The sequence below is a fragment of the Enterococcus sp. AZ129 genome, assembly GCF_051714505.1.
Lineage (GTDB): Bacteria > Bacillota > Bacilli > Lactobacillales > Enterococcaceae > Enterococcus > Enterococcus faecalis.
In genome coordinates this window covers 1253556-1272847 of the sequence record NZ_JBIORY010000001.1, presented here as the reverse complement: position 1 = coordinate 1272847, position 19292 = coordinate 1253556, and the positions used below count along the sequence as shown (strand labels likewise).

General features: G+C 36.9%; 18 protein-coding genes. All 18 read right to left on the bottom strand.

Features of this window, described 5'->3' with window-relative positions:
* Positions 1 to 16 precede the first annotated feature (16 nt).
* A complete protein-coding gene (gene fdhF, locus IGJ90_RS06335; RefSeq protein WP_002366621.1) occupies positions 17 to 2737 on the bottom strand; it encodes a formate dehydrogenase subunit alpha in 2721 nt (906 codons plus the stop codon).
* A gap of 2 nt (positions 2738 to 2739) precedes the next feature.
* Positions 2740 to 4038 carry a complex I 51 kDa subunit family protein gene (locus IGJ90_RS06330; RefSeq protein ID WP_002374946.1) on the bottom strand — a complete coding sequence of 433 codons (1299 nt, stop codon included), beginning with the start codon at positions 4036 to 4038 and terminating at the stop codon, positions 2740 to 2742.
* 11 nt (positions 4039 to 4049) lie between these two features.
* On the bottom strand, positions 4050 to 4538 hold the full coding sequence (locus IGJ90_RS06325) for an NADH-quinone oxidoreductase subunit NuoE family protein (protein WP_002357722.1): 489 nt from the start codon (positions 4536 to 4538) through the stop codon (positions 4050 to 4052).
* Positions 4526 to 5107: a hypothetical protein gene (locus IGJ90_RS06320; RefSeq protein WP_010819971.1), complete on the bottom strand. Its 582-nt coding sequence runs from the start codon at positions 5105 to 5107 to the stop codon at positions 4526 to 4528. The genes IGJ90_RS06325 and IGJ90_RS06320 overlap by 13 nt, the downstream gene beginning before the upstream one ends.
* Positions 5097 to 5921: a formate/nitrite transporter family protein gene (locus tag IGJ90_RS06315; protein WP_002366617.1), complete on the bottom strand. Its 825-nt coding sequence runs from the start codon at positions 5919 to 5921 to the stop codon at positions 5097 to 5099. The genes IGJ90_RS06320 and IGJ90_RS06315 overlap by 11 nt, the downstream gene beginning before the upstream one ends.
* 15 nt (positions 5922 to 5936) lie before the next feature.
* Complete coding sequence (gene mobA / locus IGJ90_RS06310) at positions 5937 to 6512, bottom strand: molybdenum cofactor guanylyltransferase (protein ID WP_002361748.1); 576 nt, start codon at positions 6510 to 6512, stop codon at positions 5937 to 5939.
* Between the two features lie 140 nt (positions 6513 to 6652).
* Positions 6653 to 7681: a lysylphosphatidylglycerol synthase transmembrane domain-containing protein gene (locus IGJ90_RS06305; protein ID WP_002360426.1), complete on the bottom strand. Its 1029-nt coding sequence runs from the start codon at positions 7679 to 7681 to the stop codon at positions 6653 to 6655.
* A 19-nt stretch (positions 7682 to 7700) separates the two neighbouring features.
* Positions 7701 to 7967 carry a DUF1294 domain-containing protein gene (locus tag IGJ90_RS06300; protein ID WP_002360427.1) on the bottom strand — a complete coding sequence of 89 codons (267 nt, stop codon included), beginning with the start codon at positions 7965 to 7967 and terminating at the stop codon, positions 7701 to 7703.
* Between the two features lie 145 nt (positions 7968 to 8112).
* Positions 8113 to 9342 carry a peptidase T gene (gene pepT / locus IGJ90_RS06295; protein WP_002360428.1) on the bottom strand — a complete coding sequence of 410 codons (1230 nt, stop codon included), beginning with the start codon at positions 9340 to 9342 and terminating at the stop codon, positions 8113 to 8115.
* A gap of 29 nt (positions 9343 to 9371) precedes the next feature.
* Positions 9372 to 10490, bottom strand: a complete 1119-nt coding sequence (locus IGJ90_RS06290; protein WP_002366616.1) for a Nif3-like dinuclear metal center hexameric protein — start codon at positions 10488 to 10490, stop codon at positions 9372 to 9374.
* Positions 10474 to 11190, bottom strand: coding sequence for a tRNA (adenine(22)-N(1))-methyltransferase (locus IGJ90_RS06285; RefSeq protein ID WP_002360431.1), 717 nt, complete (start codon positions 11188 to 11190; stop codon positions 10474 to 10476). The genes IGJ90_RS06290 and IGJ90_RS06285 overlap by 17 nt, the downstream gene beginning before the upstream one ends.
* A 202-nt stretch (positions 11191 to 11392) precedes the next feature.
* Complete coding sequence (alaS, locus tag IGJ90_RS06280; RefSeq protein WP_002366615.1) at positions 11393 to 14035, bottom strand: alanine--tRNA ligase; 2643 nt, start codon at positions 14033 to 14035, stop codon at positions 11393 to 11395.
* Positions 14036 to 14723: 688 nt separating this feature from the next.
* Positions 14724 to 16103, bottom strand: coding sequence for an ISLre2 family transposase (locus IGJ90_RS06275; protein ID WP_438767810.1), 1380 nt, complete (start codon positions 16101 to 16103; stop codon positions 14724 to 14726).
* Between the two features lie 78 nt (positions 16104 to 16181).
* Positions 16182 to 16463 (bottom strand): BRCT domain-containing protein, encoded by a 282-nt coding sequence (locus IGJ90_RS06270; RefSeq protein ID WP_438767808.1) that lies wholly within the window; start codon positions 16461 to 16463, stop codon positions 16182 to 16184.
* Between the two features lie 13 nt (positions 16464 to 16476).
* A complete protein-coding gene (locus tag IGJ90_RS06265; protein ID WP_438767806.1) occupies positions 16477 to 16731 on the bottom strand; it encodes a hypothetical protein in 255 nt (84 codons plus the stop codon).
* A 394-nt stretch (positions 16732 to 17125) separates the two neighbouring features.
* Positions 17126 to 17920: a ParA family protein gene (locus IGJ90_RS06260; protein ID WP_438767804.1), complete on the bottom strand. Its 795-nt coding sequence runs from the start codon at positions 17918 to 17920 to the stop codon at positions 17126 to 17128.
* Complete coding sequence (locus tag IGJ90_RS06255; protein WP_438767802.1) at positions 17917 to 18153, bottom strand: hypothetical protein; 237 nt, start codon at positions 18151 to 18153, stop codon at positions 17917 to 17919. Before IGJ90_RS06255 ends, IGJ90_RS06260 begins: the two co-directional genes overlap by 4 nt.
* Before the next feature lie 400 nt (positions 18154 to 18553).
* Positions 18554 to 19246, bottom strand: a complete 693-nt coding sequence (locus tag IGJ90_RS06250; protein WP_438767800.1) for a DNA/RNA non-specific endonuclease — start codon at positions 19244 to 19246, stop codon at positions 18554 to 18556.
* Positions 19247 to 19292 lie beyond the last annotated feature (46 nt).

Below are 19292 nucleotides of genomic sequence, written 5' to 3'. Positions count from 1 at the left end.
TTTTAACCATCCTTTTTTATTTATTCACTGGTTTAATCGCAACGGCACAAACTTTATATTCAGGAATTGTGGCGATATCATCAAATACAGCATTGGTGATTTCGTTAACATTCCCATCTGGAAAGTGGAATGTCATAAAGACTTCTTGCGGAAATACTCGATTTCCGACAGCCGCATAGGTTTCGATTTTGCCACGTCGAGAATGAACTTCAACTTTGTCACCTTCTTGGATTCCCAGAGCTTGTGCATCGACTGCATTTATCTCAATATAAGAGTGATTCGCTATTTGGTTAATCCCTTCCGTTCGTCCTGTCATTGCTCGGGTATTGTAATGGTAAAGCATTCGGCCTGTCGACATTAAATACGGGTACTCTTCATCTGGTAATTCTTGTGCTTGCTTATACGGAATTGCTTTAAATAAACCTTTCCCACGAGCAAAACTGCCCACATGCATAATCTGCGTACCTGGATCTGTCAAGCTACGACAAGGCCATTGTAAGCTCTCCTTCTCTAATCGTTCATAATTAATTCCACCAAACGAAGGCGTCACAGCTGAAATTTCTTCCATAATTTCTTTTGCAGATTCATACGCACAAGGATAGCCCATTCGTGTCATGACTTCACAAAAAATTTCATAGTCTTCTCGCGCTTGTCCCCTTGGTTCAACAGCTTTGCGGACTCTTTGCACGCGCCGTTCTGTATTTGTAAATGTCCCGTCTTTTTCTGCATAACTGATGCCTGGTAAAACGACATCTGCATAAGCAGCCGTTTCTGTCATAAATAATTCTTGAACGACTAAAAAGTCTAAACTTTCTAAAGCTTGACGAACATGTCCTGTGTCTGGATCCGTAACAATTGGATCTTCTCCAAAAATATAAAGGCCTTTGACGTTTCCTGCCGTTGCTGCTGGCAAGACTTTAGTAGAAGTTAAACCTGTGTTTCGATTTAACGGCACATGCCAAGCTTTTTCAAATTTGTCGATTACTTCTGGATTATTGACTTTTTGATAGCCTGGGAAATCATAAGGCATACAGCCCATATCGCAAGCACCTTGAACATTATTTTGACCTCGCAAAGGATTGACACCACAGCCTGGTTTTCCAACTTTACCAACCAACATTGCCAAATTAGACATACTCATAACACCCTCAGTTCCTGTCGAATGTTCCGTTACGCCTAAACAATAAATGATTGGTGCTTTCTCTGCTTTTGCATACATGCGTGCTGCTTGAATTAAATCTTCTGGATGAATATGACAAATTTCTGCGACTTTTTCCGGCGTATAATCAGCCACCATTTTTTCTAAATCTGAAAATCCTTCTGTCCGTTCTTCAATAAAGTGGCGATCTGCTAAACCTTCTTTCAAAATCACATGCATCATGCCATTAGCAAATGCGACATTCGTTCCCGCCTGAACTTGTAAATGCAGTGCACTATCTTTCACTAAGTTAATTTTCCGCGGATCAACAACAACAACTTGTGTTCCTCTTTGGATGGCTTGGCGAATTTGCGCACCAATAACTGGATGAGCTTCTTCTGGATTGGAACCTACTAATAAAATCATGTCGACATCTTCAGTGATATCAGCAATAGGATTGGTCATCGCACCAGAGCCTAAGGTTTGGGCTAAACCATGGACCGAAGCCGAATGACAAACACGGGCACAGTTATCAACATTATTGGTCCCAAAAGCAGCACGCACCATTTTTTGAAAGACATAATTATCTTCATTTGTCGCTCTAGAGCACGAAAAACCAGCAAGAGCATCCGGACCGTTTTCTGCTTTAATTTCGTTAAATTTTGACGAAACAAGCGTTAAGGCTTCTTCCCAAGAAGCAGGTTCAAAAATCCCATTCCGTTTAATTAATGGCTCCGTTAAGCGATCTCCTGACCCAACAAATTTATATGAAGCAAATTTTCCTTTCACACAAAGTAAATTTTTATTAGCTGGTCCATCCAGGGGTTCAACACCCACCAAACGATTATTTTTAACGAGTAAATTCATCTGACAGCCTGTCCCACAATGTGGACAAGTTGTAGGAATTTTCTGGGTTTCCCATTTGCGGTACTCTTTTGTATCTTTTGCTGTTAACGCACCTGTAGGACAGGAAGAGACACAATTGCCACATGATTCACAGATAGATTGATCAAACGCCTGCCCATAACTCGGCATCATTTTTGTTTCAAAGCCACGATTAGCAATACTAAGTACATCTCTTCCCTGCCGCAATTGACAGACACGGGCACAACGACGACACATGATACACTTTTCTGGATCATAAGAGAAAAATGGATTACTGGTATCTTCTTGATGGCAAGGCATTCTTTTTCCCTCGGTAAAGCTAGTGGCATCAATCCCATAATCTAGCGCATACTGTTGTAATTGACAATCCCCGTTTTTTCCACAAGAAAAACATTCTAATTTATGATTACTCAATAATAAATCAAGAATAAAACGTCTGGAATCAGCAACTTTTTCAGAATGTGTTGACACAACCATGTTCTCTTGACAATGTGCCGTACAAGCAGTTGTTAAGCCACCACGTCGGCCGCCTTCCACCTCAACCACGCACATCCGACAAGAACCATCAGGTGCTAATTCCTTTAAATGACAGAGCGTTGGAATTTCAACACCTAGCCCTTTCGCTGCTTCGAGAATAGTAGTCCCTTTAGGCACAGTTACTTCTTGGTTATCAATAGACAACGTAACTGTTTGCGTATGCAACTTTGTTTTCATTTTTACCAACCTCCTTTGCTGGTGGCATAGATTTCTGTTTCAGCAGTCGTTTCAAATTCTTCTGGAAACAAAGCCAATGCACTCTTCATTGGATTTGCGACGGATTGGCCCAAACCACAAGCTGATAATCGCGTGACATGTGTGAGCATCTTTTCCAATCGTGGCAAATCACTAGCTGTTGCCTCGTTCCGATTGAATTTACTCAATAATTCCAAAATCCTAGTTGTTCCCAATCGACAAGGGGTGCATTTACCACAGGACTCATGAGCAAAAAAGGCCGCCACGTGTACTAAATAGTCCACAACATTGACTGAATCATCCATTACTACAATTGCGCCAGAGCCGACAGATAAGTCATGGGCCCATAAATCTTCGTAGGAATACAAACAATCCCTTAACGTTGCGACAGCACCAATTGGACCGGATTGTCCACCGAAGTGAATAAATTTTAATGATCGACCAGTTGCAGAGCCTCCGCCGTATTGCTCGCTATAAATTATTTCTTCTAATGGTGTTCCAAGGTTGACCTCGTATAAGCCCCGATTTTTAATATGTCCAGACAAACAAATTAGCTTTGTTCCGCCACCATCGGCAGTCCCCATCTCTAAAAAGGCTTGTCCACCTTCTCGTAAAATTACAGGAACACTTGCAAATGATTCAACATTATTTACTAATGTTGGTTGCAAATATAAACCAACATCTGCTAAGTGTGGTGGTTTGACACGCGGCCGCCCCGTTTTTCCTTCAATTGAATTTAAAAGTGCTGAATTTTCCCCACAAATATAGGCGCCAGCACCAGAAATAATCGTAATATCATAATTGAATCCTTCAATTCCTAAAATGTTTTCCCCTAAAAAGCCAGCTTGTCGTGCATTATCCAGTGCTTCTTGAAATGTTTTTTGGATTCTGCGATATTCTCCTCGCATATAAATATAACCTGCTTTTGCTGAAAATAAATAGCCAGCAATAATCATTCCTTCAATCACACTCAATGGATCTTCAGATAAAAGTACTTTATCCTTAAAGGTCCCTGGTTCGCCTTCATCAGCATTACAAACAATGTACTTTGTGGTTCCTTTTGCATGATAAAGATGGCGCCATTTTTTTCCTAAAGGATAGGCTGCTCCACCGCGACCTCTTAAGTGAGCAACATCCAGTTCGTTTAAAATTTCTTCATCCGATAGTGAAATTGCTCTTTTTAAACCATCAAATCCATCGTATTTACAATATTCAGCAACATCGGTCGCAGATTGCATTTTTCCCATTCTCTCTAATAACATTGGTTGGTTTCTCTTAAGCATTGACTCACCTCCTACAATCCTTCATAGCAATCATTTTGTAAATGTTGAATTAATTGATAAATTTTCTCTTCTGTTAGTTGACTAAAAACGGTGTCCTTAATTTTAATTACTGGACCTAAATCACAAGCCCCGATACAAGGAATACTGTGATACATAAATAAGCCATCTGGTGTCGGCTGATTCTCTGGCACTTCTAAAATGGTTTCTAAAACTTCGGCAACCATCGCCCCACCAGTATAATGACACGGTGTGCTGTTACAAATCTTCAAGACATACTTCGCTTGCGGTTCCGTCTTTAAAATGGCATAAAAACTGACGATTTCATAGACTCGCGCTTCCGTTAAATGTAGATGCTCTGCAACTAATTGAGCTGTCTCCTGATCGATATACCCTTCCTCTGAAGCAAATTGTAATTCAATTAAAATATTTAAAATTCGTTGTGGATCAGCATCGTTTTCTAGAATAATCGCTTCTTTTTCAATTAAGCTTAATGCACACATTCCTTTTTATTCCCCCTTTTTAGTGAAACTTGAAGTTGTTCTCCTTGATAATAGATACGCAATTCTTTTGGTATTTCAGCAGATAGTAAACAAAAATCGGCTTTATCTATAACATTTTTTGCTGATTCTTTTTGGCGATTCTGGTTATTCATCATAAGAAATAGTCCTGGCTGCACAACATTACGTAATGAATTTGATTCACAAATGATTAATGCTTGGGCCGGCACAGCTTTCAGAAATTGCTGAATGGCTTCCGCCAAATTTTCTTGAAAAACTTTCAATAGAAAAACTTTTTGACAACCTGCAGCTAATAATTTCATGGTATCTTTATTGCCAATCGTCTCTTGCTCTTCTACTAATTCATAACCAGCTGTAATACTGGTACAAATTCCGCATCCTTTTGTGCCTCGTTGACACACACCTCGTTGACCACTAATCGTAATAATCTTCAAGCCATAAATTGGATAGACTTCTTTGTACTGTTTAATAAGGGCTTCGGCTAATGTCGTTTTGCCACTATTCCGACCAGTAGATCCAATTTGAATCATATTTGGTACCTCAATTGCCATAGAGCTCCTCCGTCTGAATCGTTTTCTCAACTCTTGGTTTGACAGTTGCTGGTTTTGTCATAAAGATCAATGGTACGGCCATAAAAAGACTGCCCCCTACCGCATTGCCTAAAAATACCCATAGTGTATTCTGCAAATAATCCCACCAACTGATTGTGGTGCTTTGTGAAAAAATTGCCGCTGGAATAATAAATGCATTGGCGACCACGTGTTGAAACCCACAAACAACGAAAACCATGACAGGAAACCATAAGCCAAACATTTTACCTAAATATGATTTTGCCAACGCTCCGAGATAAACCGCTAAACAAACAAAAATATTACAGCCAATCCCTGAAACAAAAGCAACTAGCGGTGGATCAGCAATTTTCGCCTGAGCAACTGCGACTGTTTTATCCAGAAACGCACCTTCAGTTAACCCAACAATATGGCCAAATAAATACGCCACAAGAAATCCGCCTAGACAATTGGTCAATAAAACAACTAGCCAGTTATAACAAAGAGCGCCCACTCGAACCTTTTTCTGTAATACGCCTAATGTCATTACCATCATATTGCCTGTTGCTAACTCACCACCAACAAAAGTAAGCGCTATCAATCCGACTGGAAATAAAGCTCCACCCAGAAAATTGTTAAAACTTCCCCATTCTGTGGGGGCAGTTCCAGTGATACGAATAAACGCCAAGTAACCTAGTGCAATACAAAAACCAGCCATGATACCTAAAATACAGAGTCGAACAAACGATAATTTCCCTTTCATTTTTGCCTTATCACCTAAGCTTGCAACTATTTCTTCACTACTGAAAAAATCCATTACGATTCCTCCTTTTTATCGATACCACTGAGACAATTCTTCTTTTCGATTGACATTTTTAAGTTGATTCTCTTTTGATAGTTGCACCGTTTTTACAGATAGATGCTCAAATTCTTGCCGAATCTGATAGTTATTTTGCGCAAGCTGTTTTTGAAATGTTGGTAAACAAGAACATCGATAAAAGCCAAATAATGGTTCTTGACGACCTTCAAAATCAAAGATTGTTACTTGATTTTGTCCACGCTTAGAGGCTAACTGATACACAAGTTTAGGAGAAAAAGTTGGTATATCACAGGCAATTACAAACACTTCAGCTTTCTGAGTATAGTTCATTGCTGTCACAATCCCACCTAATGGCCCCTTTCCAAGATACATATCTTGAATGATTGTGCATTTTCTAAACGCCTTAGGAAATTTTTGACTATCATTCGTTACTAAAATAACCTCTTCGAACAGTTCCATTAACTTTTCAGCTGTTTGCAAGATCACGTATTGCCCTTGAATTTTCAATAATGCTTTATCAAATCCCATCCGTGAACTTTTCCCGCCGCATAACAGCACTGCTGTACAATCAGCAATAATTTTCGCCACCCCTTTACCATAATTTTTATTAGTTCAAAAAAATATTTTTTAGTCATGTGTTAAGTCTATTATAAGACATCCCTCGTACAAGTCAATTCCTTTTAAAAAAAAAGAACGAGAAAAAGAGTCGCTCTTTTTCTCGTTCTACCTTATTCATCTGTTTGACGTTTTATTTCTTCAATCTCAATGCGTAATGATTTTCGTTTCTCAATGGCGACATAAACCAAGCCAATCAAAAAGGGTAACACAAAGCTACCAAATCGATACAGTAAAACAGATGCTACAGCATCAACATTGCCGACCAATGGTTTAAACAACAATAAGTAAACAAATTCAAATGGACCAATGCCAGCAGGTGTTGGAATAACTCCTGAAAGAATAACAGCAAAACTGGTAAAGGACATCACTAATAATAAATCAATATTCGGGTGATTTTCTACTAAAACAATGTAAGGAATAATGTACCAAAATAATAATTTAAATACATTCCATGAAAAGATTCGAAGCAACGCTGAGCGATCTTGTGTAATTGTTTGGACAGCCGCACGCAAGGAATAGATTTGTAAATTACAATTATCCACCCAATCTCTTAGTTTTGGTCGTTTAAACCAACGATTGGCAAACTTAACCAATAAAACTTGCAACTTTAAGCTACTAGATAAAATAAGTAATGCTGCAATTATTACTAATGTTAAAATAACACCTGCTAAAATGAATGGAATCATCTTAGGCGCATTTTCATAAAACAGGGAAAATTGAATAATCAAACCAATAATTGCTAAAAAAATCACGGCTGCTTTGTACATAATCATATGTAATGCCGTTATCCCTACACTTTTAGAAACAGGAATTCCCTTTTTCTTATAAAAATAAATTTCTGAAAGCAAGGTTCCCGTGCCAAATGAAATAATCCGATAAAATGCTACATAACAAGAAGTAAAAAAACCATCCACTGTTGTAAAGTCTTTGTTAAAATAACGAGCTATTTCCTTGATTGAGCGCCCTTCTGCAAATTGATAAACTACACCAAAAAAAATAACAGCAATCAGCACCAGCCAACTCGTTTCCATCAGTTGAGCAAAAATATCACTTAGTGAATTATCCATGACATAAAAGATTACGCCTAAAACGATAATCATTAACAACATATTTAAGCCAATTTTTACTTTTCCTTTCATCGCTTCTCCTTTTTTGTTCTTACTTAAACGTTAGATAGATGCAGCTAATCATCGCGATTACGCCAATTGAATAACACAATGCAAAAACTGGTTTTTGGGTTTTATGATGAAATTTCTTTTGTCCCATTAGCCCACCTAGACCGCCACCGACAAGTCCTATCGTCAATAAGCGGCGTTCTGGAATACGCCAGTTCCCACGTTTTGCTTGTTTTTTATCATAACCCATCATACTAAACAATACTAAATTAATGACGAGGAAATAAATGATTACTATCCACTGAAGCATTCTTTCTGGCCTCCTAACTAGTTACTGTACTAGGATACCTTGTTCTGATTCTAATTGCAAAAAAATTTTCAACGACTCATGAAACTACAACAGGAAAGTAAGCTCTCGGTTGCCCGTTTTCTTACTTTCCTATTGAGTGCCTCATTTATTTTGCATTTAATTCAGCAATTTTAATAATCACATTGGTCGCTTTTTCCATGGCTTGTAATGAAACAAATTCAAAACGGCCATGCATATTTTCGCCACCAGCAAAGATATTTGGTGTTGGAATCCCTAAATAAGAAATTTTTGATCCATCCGTTCCACCGCGAACAGGTTCAATAATTGGTTGAATTGACAATTCTTCCATTGCTTGTTTAGCAATTTCGACAATGGACATATCTTTTTCAATCACTTCTCGCATATTATAGTATTGATCAAATAAATCAACTTTGATTCGTTCTTCATCAAATGGTGCATTCAATGTTTGCTGAATTTCTTTAATTTTAGCTTTACGTGCTTCAAAAATCTCGCGATTGTGATCGCGAATAATATACGTCATTGTAGCTTCTTCTGGCGTTCCAGCAAACGCTGCTAAATGATAAAAGCCTTCTTCACCTGCTGTTTTTTCTGGAACTTCGTCAGCAGGTAAGGCATTATGGAAATCAATTCCTAATTGTAACGCATTAATCATTGTATTTTTTGCTGTTCCTGGATGAACGTTTTTCCCTTGAATTGTAATTTCTGCTTGCGCCGCATTAAACGTTTCAAATTGTAATTCACCTACTGGTCCGCCATCCATTGTATAAGCAAAATCCACGTTAAATTGAGCGACATCAAATTTGTCGGCACCTACACCAATTTCTTCGTCAGGACCGAAAGCCACACGAATGGTGCCATGTTTAATTTCTGGGTGATTAATTAAATATTCCATGGCTGTCATTATTTCCGCAATACCTGATTTATCATCAGCCCCTAATAAAGTGGTACCATCTGTTGTGATAAGTGTTTCACCACGATAATTTTTTAAGTTAGGAAAGTCTTTCGTATTTAAAGTGAATTTGCCTTCTTTATCTAAAGGAATCGTTGATTCTCCGTCATAGTTCTCAACAATTTGCGGAGAAACATTCACTGCATTAAAATCAGCCGTATCCATATGGGCAATAAAGCCGATTGAACGAACGTCTTTCTCCACGTTACTAGGTAACGTAGCAATCACAAAACCATTTGTTTCATTATAAATAACATCGCTCATCCCTAATTCTTCTAATTCTTTTTTTAAGGTTTGTGCAAAGGCTACTTGTGTTTGTGTTGATGGTGTCGTTGTGCTAGTTGCATCTGAGCGTGTTTCTGTTTTCACATAGCGTAAAAAACGAGGTAATAGATTTTCATACATAAAAGAACACTCCTTTAATCTTCATTTTTTTATTTAAAACGAAATGGGTTGGTATTCGCTTCTGATTCAAAAATGGATACAGCCCACTCATTTTCTTGTTTCCATTGATTCATTAATTCCACAAGTTTTGGCTTACAAAGCGCTTCAATGTAATGACCAGGATCGATAACTGGTAAATCTTCAGCAATCATGTCATGTGCCGTATGATAATACACATCACCAGTAATATAGACATCGGCTTGTTTACGTAATGCATCATGATAGAATTTTTCACCACTTCCACCACAAATGGCTACCCGTTGAATCATTTTAGTATCATCTTTTGCAATGACCCGCAAGCCATCCAATTGGAAAGCTTCCTTGACTTGCTGTACAAAATCAGAGAGTCTCACAGGCTTGTCTAATACTCCAACCCGACCTAAACCAAATTCTTTTGATTGATTTTCAATGGTATAAACATCATACGCCGGTTCTTCATAAGGATGCGCCTGTAACATAGCTGCAAGAACTTGTTCTTGTTTAGTTTCAGGGAAAATCACTTCGATTTTTGCTTCTTGGACGACACTTTCTTGACCAATTTCGCCAATCGTGGGATTTGCTCCTTGTGTTGGTGTAAAACGTCCTGTTCCAATTAAAGAGTAACTTGTTTTAAAATAATCACCTTGAGACCCGGCGCCAGCTAGACCTAAAGCTTCTCTCATTTGCGGAGCTTCATCAATAGGCACAAAAACGGCTAATTTTTTATAAGGAACAGTATGTGTTTTAGTTAAAAAGGTGGTCTGTTTAATTCCCAATAATTCACAAAACCAATCATTTAGCCCATTGTCAATAATATCCATGTTAGTATGCGCAGCATAAACAGCAATATCGTGTTTTAATAAATCAGCGTACATTTTTTCTTGAAAATTATCTGTGGTTAATCGCTTAACTGGGCGGAAAATAGGTGGGTGTTTCGCAATAATTAAATCAACCTGCTTCTCAATTGCTTCTGCAACGACCTCAGGACGAACATCTAAGGTAACCATCACATTTTCAATTGGTTTATCTAACGTACCAATGTGCAAGCCCACAGGATCTCCCGTTTCAGCTAGCCACTCGGGACAATAGTCATTGAAGCGTCGAATCAATGTCTTACCGTTCACAGCCATTGGCCAGCACCTCCTCAATTAATTGTTGGTCTTGCTGTAGTTTCACTTGTTTTTCAATATGTTCTCCACTTGCTTTTGCTAGTTGTGCAAGAACAGTTTTGCGCTGTTTTAATTCTCGTTGCCATTTTTTGGTAAAAACCGGTCCTTGTTTTTTAATTAAAACTGGCCCAAATAGTAATTCTTGGTCCGTATAAGAAACGGATTGCTCTGTTTTTTCGGCTACGATAATTTCATACAACTTACGGTTTTCTTCCACGATTGTTTCATCAATAATACTGTAGTCGTTTGCCATTAACCAGCGGCGTAAAGTTGGTTCACCAATATTCGGTTGTAAAACAAGGCGTTCCTTCCCTGTTAAACGATTTTTTTTGCGTCCAGCTTCTAAAATATCTCGGATTAATGTGCCGCCCATTCCACAAATACTAATGACATCTATTTGATCTTCAGGTTCAATTGCATCTAGCCCGTTCGCTAAACGTACGATAATTTTATCCGTCAAATTAGATTTACTAACTTGGGTTTTGGCAGATTGATAAGGGCCTTCTACCACTTCCCCAGCCACAGCAAAAGACAGTTTATTTTCTAACATTAAAGCAACTGGTAAATAAGCATGGTCTGAACCAATGTCTGCTAAGCGACTTCCTCTAGGGATTAAATCACCAACCGTTGCGAGACGTTTTGATAATTGATTTTCATTCATATTTTTGATTCCTCCGTTGCTTATTATACCATTGTCAATTGAAGATGAAAACTTACACATTCGTGCAATCTACTGTTTTCTCTCCGTAATCACTTATAAAAAAGAACCCCCTTCAAAATCAATTTCATAACTTTGAAGAGGGCTGTCATTATTGCTATAAAGAGCATTCTCCTTATATTAATAATAGGGAAAACATTTTTAATTAGGCATTTGCCAACCAGTTTTCAACTTCTGCTAAGGCATCCGCAATCCCTGCTGGATTTTTCCCACCAGCTTGAGCCATATCAGGACGACCACCGCCGCCACCGCCAACTTTTGGCGCAATTGCTTTGATTAAGTCACCGGCTTTTAAGCCTTTCCCGTTCATGTCTTTTGTCATAGCCGCTAACAAGCTTACTTTTTCATCTTGTGCAGTTGCCAGAACTAGTACATCAGACAATTCTTTTTGTTTCCATTGGTCAGCCAATTGGCGTAATTGATTCATGTCTTTAACATTGACTTGAGCGGCAATATAACGAACACCGTTGACGTCTTTGACATCTTTAAAAATGTCACCAGCTTGTTGGTTCGCTAATTTGCCAGCCAATTGTTCGTTTTCTTTTTGTAGATCACGTAATTGTTGTTGCAATTGCTCTGTTTTCGTAACCACTTCTTTTAATTGAGGTGATTTAACTAATGTAGCAATCTCTTTCAATTGACGTTCTTCTTCTTGTAAAAGTTGATACGCTTCTTTACTCGTCACTGCTTCAATACGGCGTACTCCTGCACCAATTCCAGATTCAGAAACAATTTTGAAAATCCCGATATCTTCTGTATTAGCAACGTGTGTTCCACCACATAATTCGATAGAGTAATCCCCAATATTAACTACACGGACTTCTTTGCCATATTTTTCGCCAAATAACGCCATTGCGCCCATGTTTTTCGCTGTATCAATATCTGTTTCAATTGTGACAACAGGAATAGCTTCCCAGATTTTTTCGTTAACGATGGCTTCCATCCGCGCTAGTTCTTCTGATGTAACTTGCCCAAAATGAGTAAAGTCAAAACGTAGATGTCCTGGTGCAACTAATGAGCCCGCTTGGTTGGCATGCTCCCCTAACACATCTTTTAAAGCACGATGCAATAAATGGGTTGCCGTATGGTTTTTCAAAATACGTGTCCGCATCCGTTCGTCCACTTGCAATTGATAAATTTGGCCTTCTGCTAATGGCGCCAAAACTTCTACTTTGTGTAAAAATTGACCGTTTGGTGCTTTTTTCACATCCACCACGTTGGCAACGACTTCCCCTGCGGTATTTTTTACATAGCCGCGGTCAGCAATTTGTCCACCCATTTCAGCATAAAATGGTGTTTCAGCAAAAATTAATTCGGCTGTTCCTGCAGATGCTTCATTTACTAGTGCGTCACCTTGAATAATAACAAATAATTCACTATCATGTGTTAATTCTGTATAGCCAACAAATTTACTTTCTACTTTAATATCTGTTAATAAAGCAGATTGAACACCCATTGAAGTTTCTTTACTGCGGGCAGAACGAGCACGTTCACGCTGTGCTTCCATTTCTGTTTCAAACCCAGCATGGTCGACTTTCAAGCCTTCATCTTCTGCAACTTCTTCCGTTAATTCTACGGGGAAGCCAAAAGTATCATAAAGTTTGAAGATAATTTTTCCATCTAATGTATCGCCTTTTGCATCTTTAACTTCTTTAATAACCTCATTTAACATGCTTAAACCTTCATTGATGGTTTCATGGAAACGTTCTTCCTCTGTCCGAACCACTTTTTCGATGAAGTCTTTTTGTTGTAATACTTCTGGATAGTAGCTTACCATGATTTCGCCAACAACAGGCACTAATTTGTATAAAAAGGCTTCATTAATGCCTAATTTTTTCCCGTGCATTACCGCACGACGTAATAAACGACGTAACACATAGCCACGACCTTCATTTGAAGGAAGCGCACCATCACCAATTGCAAAGGACAAGGCGCGAATATGGTCAGCAATCACTTTAAAGGAAACATCCGTTTGTGGTGCATCTCCATATTTTACGTTGGTTCCTAAAGCTTCTACCGCATGAATGATTGGCATAAATAAATCAGTTTCAAAATTTGTTGGTGCATCTTGAATGATAGATACAACACGTTCCAAGCCCATGCCCGTATCAATGTTTTTATGTGGTAATGGTTCATACGTATCTTCTGGTGTATGGTTAAATTCAGAGAACACTAAGTTCCAAATTTCTAAATAGCGTTCATTTTCGCCACCAGGATAATTTTCTGGATCATCTTCTGGAATATCTAAAAATTCTTCGCCGCGATCATAAAAGATTTCCGTATCCGGACCACTTGGACCAGCACCGATATCCCAGAAGTTATCTTCTACATCAATAATATGATCTTCAGATAAACCAACTTCATCACGCCAAATGCGTTTTGCTTCTGTATCTTTCGGATAAACAGTCACATATAATTTTTCTGGGTCAAAAGCAAGCCATTCAGCACCAGTTAAAAATTCCCAAGCCCAGTGAATCGCTTCATTTTTAAAATAATCTCCAATTGAGAAGTTCCCTAACATTTCAAACATTGTATGATGACGAGCCGTTTTCCCAACATTCTCAATATCATTTGTACGAATAGATTTTTGAGCATTCGTAATTCTTGGATTTTCTGGCACAACAGAGCCATCAAAATATTTTTTCAAGGTCGCAACACCAGAGTTAATCCATAATAATGTTGGATCGTTTACTGGTACTAAAGAAGCGCTTGGTTCTACTGAATGTCCTTTAGACTTAAAGAAGTCTAAATACATTTGGCGAACTTGACTACTTGTTAATTCTTTCATTGATTTTCCTACTTTCTATTAATAATTAACTATTTATATTTTGTACCCTCTTAAGTGGCAGATTGTGAACACAAAAAACACCATTGCAGTCAAGGACGATTGCTCGCGGTACCACCTTGATTGCAATGATGTTGGATCATTACCTCTTAAGCTCTATAACGCAGAGTCGCGTTGATATTTCTATCAAGTCCATCTAAAGGGAGCAAGTAAATTTATCTGATGCCCTTCTCTCAGCAATGAACGGCTTTCTGTGATCAAAATAAGATTCCTCATATCCTTTAGCTTATAGTCAAAAGTATAAGAAAGATCTGCTAAAAAGTCAATTGTTTTCGTAGGAATCGTATGTGTCTGAAATTTACCCTAAAACAAATTCCCCTTCGAAAAATTAAAATATAATTAGAGAAACTCTGGTGTAATAGATTCAAACTTTTGTTATTTAATTTTTTTTACGTCTTTTTATCGATTCATTTTTCCCTTTTAATTTAACATATTTTTGTTTTTTTGCAAGTCTAACTAGATATTTTTTGTTATAGAAAAAAATATGCACAAAAGAAACTTACGCCTCTATTTTAAAAATTTAGTTGCGCAACTCACTAAAATATGCTATATTTCAGACACGAAAAATTAAAATAGATTATTGAAACAAGTGCATTTTGCCTCCCTATAGAATTAACTATAGGGACTTTTTTTATATTCCATTAAAATATTTGAAAATTTCGTGTATACGATTGGTCTGATTTTTAAAATTGATTCTTCCTGTCGGAATTTTACCAACTTCTGCTTTCTCGTCTTCAAAGAAGTGATTATATTGATTGCCAATTTCTGAAACGATTCGATCATCTAATTCAAAATTTGACTTCCATTTTTCTAAGAAAATCTCTTTCAAAGTACCATTGCGTTTCGTTGTTAACAGCCACGCCATCGGTTCCAAACCTACACCCCAATATTTACTATTTTTCTTCATACGGAAAGTCAATATTCGGTGTAAACTTTCCATTATTCCAATTCCTTCTTTTTCTCCACTCAAATCTCGTATATGATATGGTTTGATTATTTTCCAATTTCTTCTCAAATAGCTCGTTAATCGTTTAACATGTTCTTCTTGCTCTTGTGTCGTCGCATGACTCTCTAATGTATCTAATGCCGTACGCACACGCTCATAAGAATACTGATTAATCGCCTGTTGAAACACATCGATTAGCTCTGGTACAAATACTCGTTGCTCCAATTTTTTTGAAATGTGGTAACGATCTAAAAAATGTTCATGCCTTTTCACACTCGGCAAAAGACTTTTGAAAGTTGCTTGCGTATAGCCTTTTCCTCCATCTGCATTGCTGACAATGATTGTATTCTTCAGGTTATATGTGCGATACAAATAATTTTCTAATCGATTCAACGTTTTTCTATGACCTAAACCAACAAATTGTTTTAGATTTTTCGTGCATTTTCTATTTCCGTTTGTTTCAACTCCTTCATGAACAATAAAATGAGCCAGTTCTCTATTTTTTCCATCTCGCCCACCAATAAATACACCGTCTCCTTCAATATACAAATAATCGACTGTTTTCGTACCTGCAGTTCCATATTCTTCTAAATAGGCTTCATAATTTTTATATTTTTCTCCGTATTCATGGACAATTTTCATTACAGTATCTTTTGACGTAGTTATATCTGCTATCGTTTCGATTAATTCTGCGGATTTTCGATAAGACGTGACCATGCTCAACGACACTAACGCATATTTAGTCCCTACAGAATATCTTGAATAGCGTTCTAATCCTAATAGCTCATCAATCGGATAAACAATATAGCCATTCTTTTCTACTGGCGTACGTGTATATGTAATTTCTCCAAATAGAAAATAGACACTTCGTTCTGCCTTTTTTCCAATAGAATAGCCCTGTGCTTGATACTTTTGCAATAACACTGGTTCATACATTTTAATATATTGAGTAAAAAGATCATTCATCATTCTTGAACCAAGACGTATCAATTGATTTTCTTTTGATAGAACATCTATTTCTGATAGAAGTATATTTTGTAAGTCTGTCAATAAATTGGCAAACATAGTGGTTCTTTGTTTCCTTTCTTATGAATTTTTATGTACACACCAAGTTAATAGAAACTTGGTGTTATTCTTGTTTCACTATTTACTTATTTTGAGAGTTTGATACTTCACTAACTGATTGATACACAACGTCAGAAACTCATCTTCAGATAGAATTTTCAACTGTTTTTTTACTGCTTGTTTTCTTTTCACAGATTCATCCGAACCAAATAATGTTAGTGCCTGCTTTCCTACAATTAAACAGGTACTTTCTTTTGTTACGGTTTGTTGAAATCGTCCACCTAATGCTACAACTAAATTTTGTGCTTGCTCTCGTGTAAAACAATCCAATGTTCCTGTAAACACAAATACTTCATCCATTCATTTCACCTCTTTAGAATTGACGAATAAATGCAGTCAAAAATGCAGAAGCATTTGGGCGACCTTTTGGCGTGATATATCCCGCCTGACTTGCTAACTCATTTAATTTTTCTCGATCACTTGGATAAAGCGTGAATACATAATCTTCTTTTCGTTCTTTTTCACGCTTCGCCATTTTCTGAATAGCATTTGACGGTTGAATAATGTTTTTTGTTTGAACTCGTTCCTGTTTAGAAACCTTTTTTTGTATCGCTTCAAAGTGATTCATTGTTCATTTCCCTTTCTCTTTATAGTTATTTTAATCGATTTGTTCATTTTTTAACAAGTGGATTTTCTTTTACATAGGTCTTTTACATAGGTCTTTTACATAGGTCTTTTACATAGGTCTTTTACATAGGTCTTTTACATAGGTCTTTTACATAGGTCTTTTACATAGGTCTTTTACATAGGTCTTTTACATAGGTCTTTTACATAGGTCTTTTACATAGGTCTTTTACATAGGTCTTTTACATAGGTCTTTTACATAGGTCTTTTACATAGGTCTTTTACATAGGTCTTTTACATAGGTCTTTTACATAGGTCTTTTACATAGGTCTTTTACATAGGTCTTTTACATAGGTCTTTTACATAGGTCTTTTAGGAAGCATTGCTTCGCTCGCTTCCTAAAAACCATCGACACATTGCTTGATTCTTTCTAATAACTCATATGTTTGCTTTTTAAATTCCTGATATTGCTTTTGTTGATACTTTTCTTGCTCAAACAAATCTAATAACGAAATACGCTGTAAACTTGCTTCATCAAATGCTGTCCGATTTTGAAAATAGCCTAGAAATGTAGTATTTGTTGCGATTAATTGTTTAAACTGTCTGGACACATCTGTATTGTGCGAAATTTGATTGCCTATGAATCGAACGGTTGCTCGAACATAACTTTTTCCCGTGAACACGTCCACTAATTCTTTTCGTAAATATTCAATATGCGATTCTAAACCTAACAACGCTTCAAAACCATCTGCACTTGGATCAGATACTCCCAATACTAAATCAGAAGCTGTTAACATATTATTCGTAATAATGTTACTATCGTTTCGTGTATCAATCACCACATACTCATAATTTTCAAACGTGTCATATTGTCGTAAATAGCTACTAAAAATTAATGTATTATTCATTCGTTGAAGCAATTCTGCATTTACTAATTCAAGCTCTGGTGTACCTGCGACTAAATCAAGATTTTCTCGAATCGCCATAGGTATGACCTCTTGACGTCTAAATAGTCGTGTTAGTTCTGCTTGTTCATCTCTCTCTTCTGTAAACCGTTTTGTCGCATTGCCACTCTCGTCTGAATCAATCAAACATGTTTTTCCAAATTTTGAAAGATACACTGCTAACATACAAGAAACACTAGTCTTTCCTGTTCCACCTTTTTTGTTGTTTACTGTGATAAATTTTGTCATTTTTTTCTTCCTCCTTGAACACCAAATGTTTTCATTACCTGATACTCTGCTCGAATCATTCGTTCTAATGTATGGGCAGGATAATATCGTTCTGAACTAAACTGACGATCATTTTCTGTAATTTCATGCCACATCTTTTTTACTTCCTGAGAAACCATACAATCAATTCTGGCTTTCTCCTCCACATGTGGAGCTGTTGGGTTCACATGTGGACCTAAACTAGCTTTTTTCAATAAAAACACTTCTTTCTTTTAAATGAGTTTGTTTATATCCAAAACAAGCATACACTCGTCGAAGGGTTCGATAACCATAGTCTTGACAATTCAGAAGATAACACTGCTCGATAATGTCTATACATTTTGACTTTGCTCCCTTCTTTTTTTCAAAGATTGTTTATATAAATATTCGTCCCACGAAATATAAAGATAAACAAACAGACTAAAAAAACAATCCCAATTGAATAACCTTAGGCAACAAGCTAGTAACCATTCCCAATAAAACAAGTGCGACAACAAATCGTTTATTCATCTTGAAATTTCTCTCCTTTTTTATTAAAATAAAGTTGTTAAGACTTTTAATAATTTTCATATTTATTCCTCAGTCCTTGTTTTTTAACAAGGACTATCTTTTTTTTTAATTTACAGAAGATTCACCAGTTAAGTAATTAATCGTGTAGCCTTCCTGTACATTATGCACATATACATGAAACGATAACTGATTATCTTCGATGCTCTGCGCTTCGATACGTACACCTCTAGCTACTAACTCATTTCCTCTAAAATCTGGTGTCACTCGATACAGAACATGATTTCCAGTTTTTCTCAGATAATCTGCTACTTTATTTTCATATTCCACCATTCCAGGAGTATTAAATGAACGTGTCCCTGTCATCAGATTTCTTGGATTATTATTTTCACCTGTCAATTGATACCCAATCAAGTGACAACGGTTATAGAGATAGTCGCCATTTTTCATTTTCTTTTGTTTCCAGCCAGTCGGCTTAATATATAATCGTTCTCGTTCTTCAGTAGGCATTCTGCTTTTATGCAAAAGTGCGCTCGCTACACCTACTCGATTCAAACGATCCAACTCCGAAAAAATTTGCCAATTGCCATTTTCTAACGAAAAATCTTCTTCAGAAAAGTTTGGCTTATTTTGATTCACTATTTCTACTTGTGAATTTTGTAGTTGCTTTTCATCTCGTTTTGTGAATACTTGTTTGATTTCTGATAAGGAATCTTTTTGAACGTCAATTGTTTCACAGCCTGTTCCTACTATTCCGAATAACGCAAACACAATAAAAATACTTCTTTTTAATTTTCTCATTTTTTCCACTCCTTTAAAAATTATCGTATTTCTATTTATTTTTTGT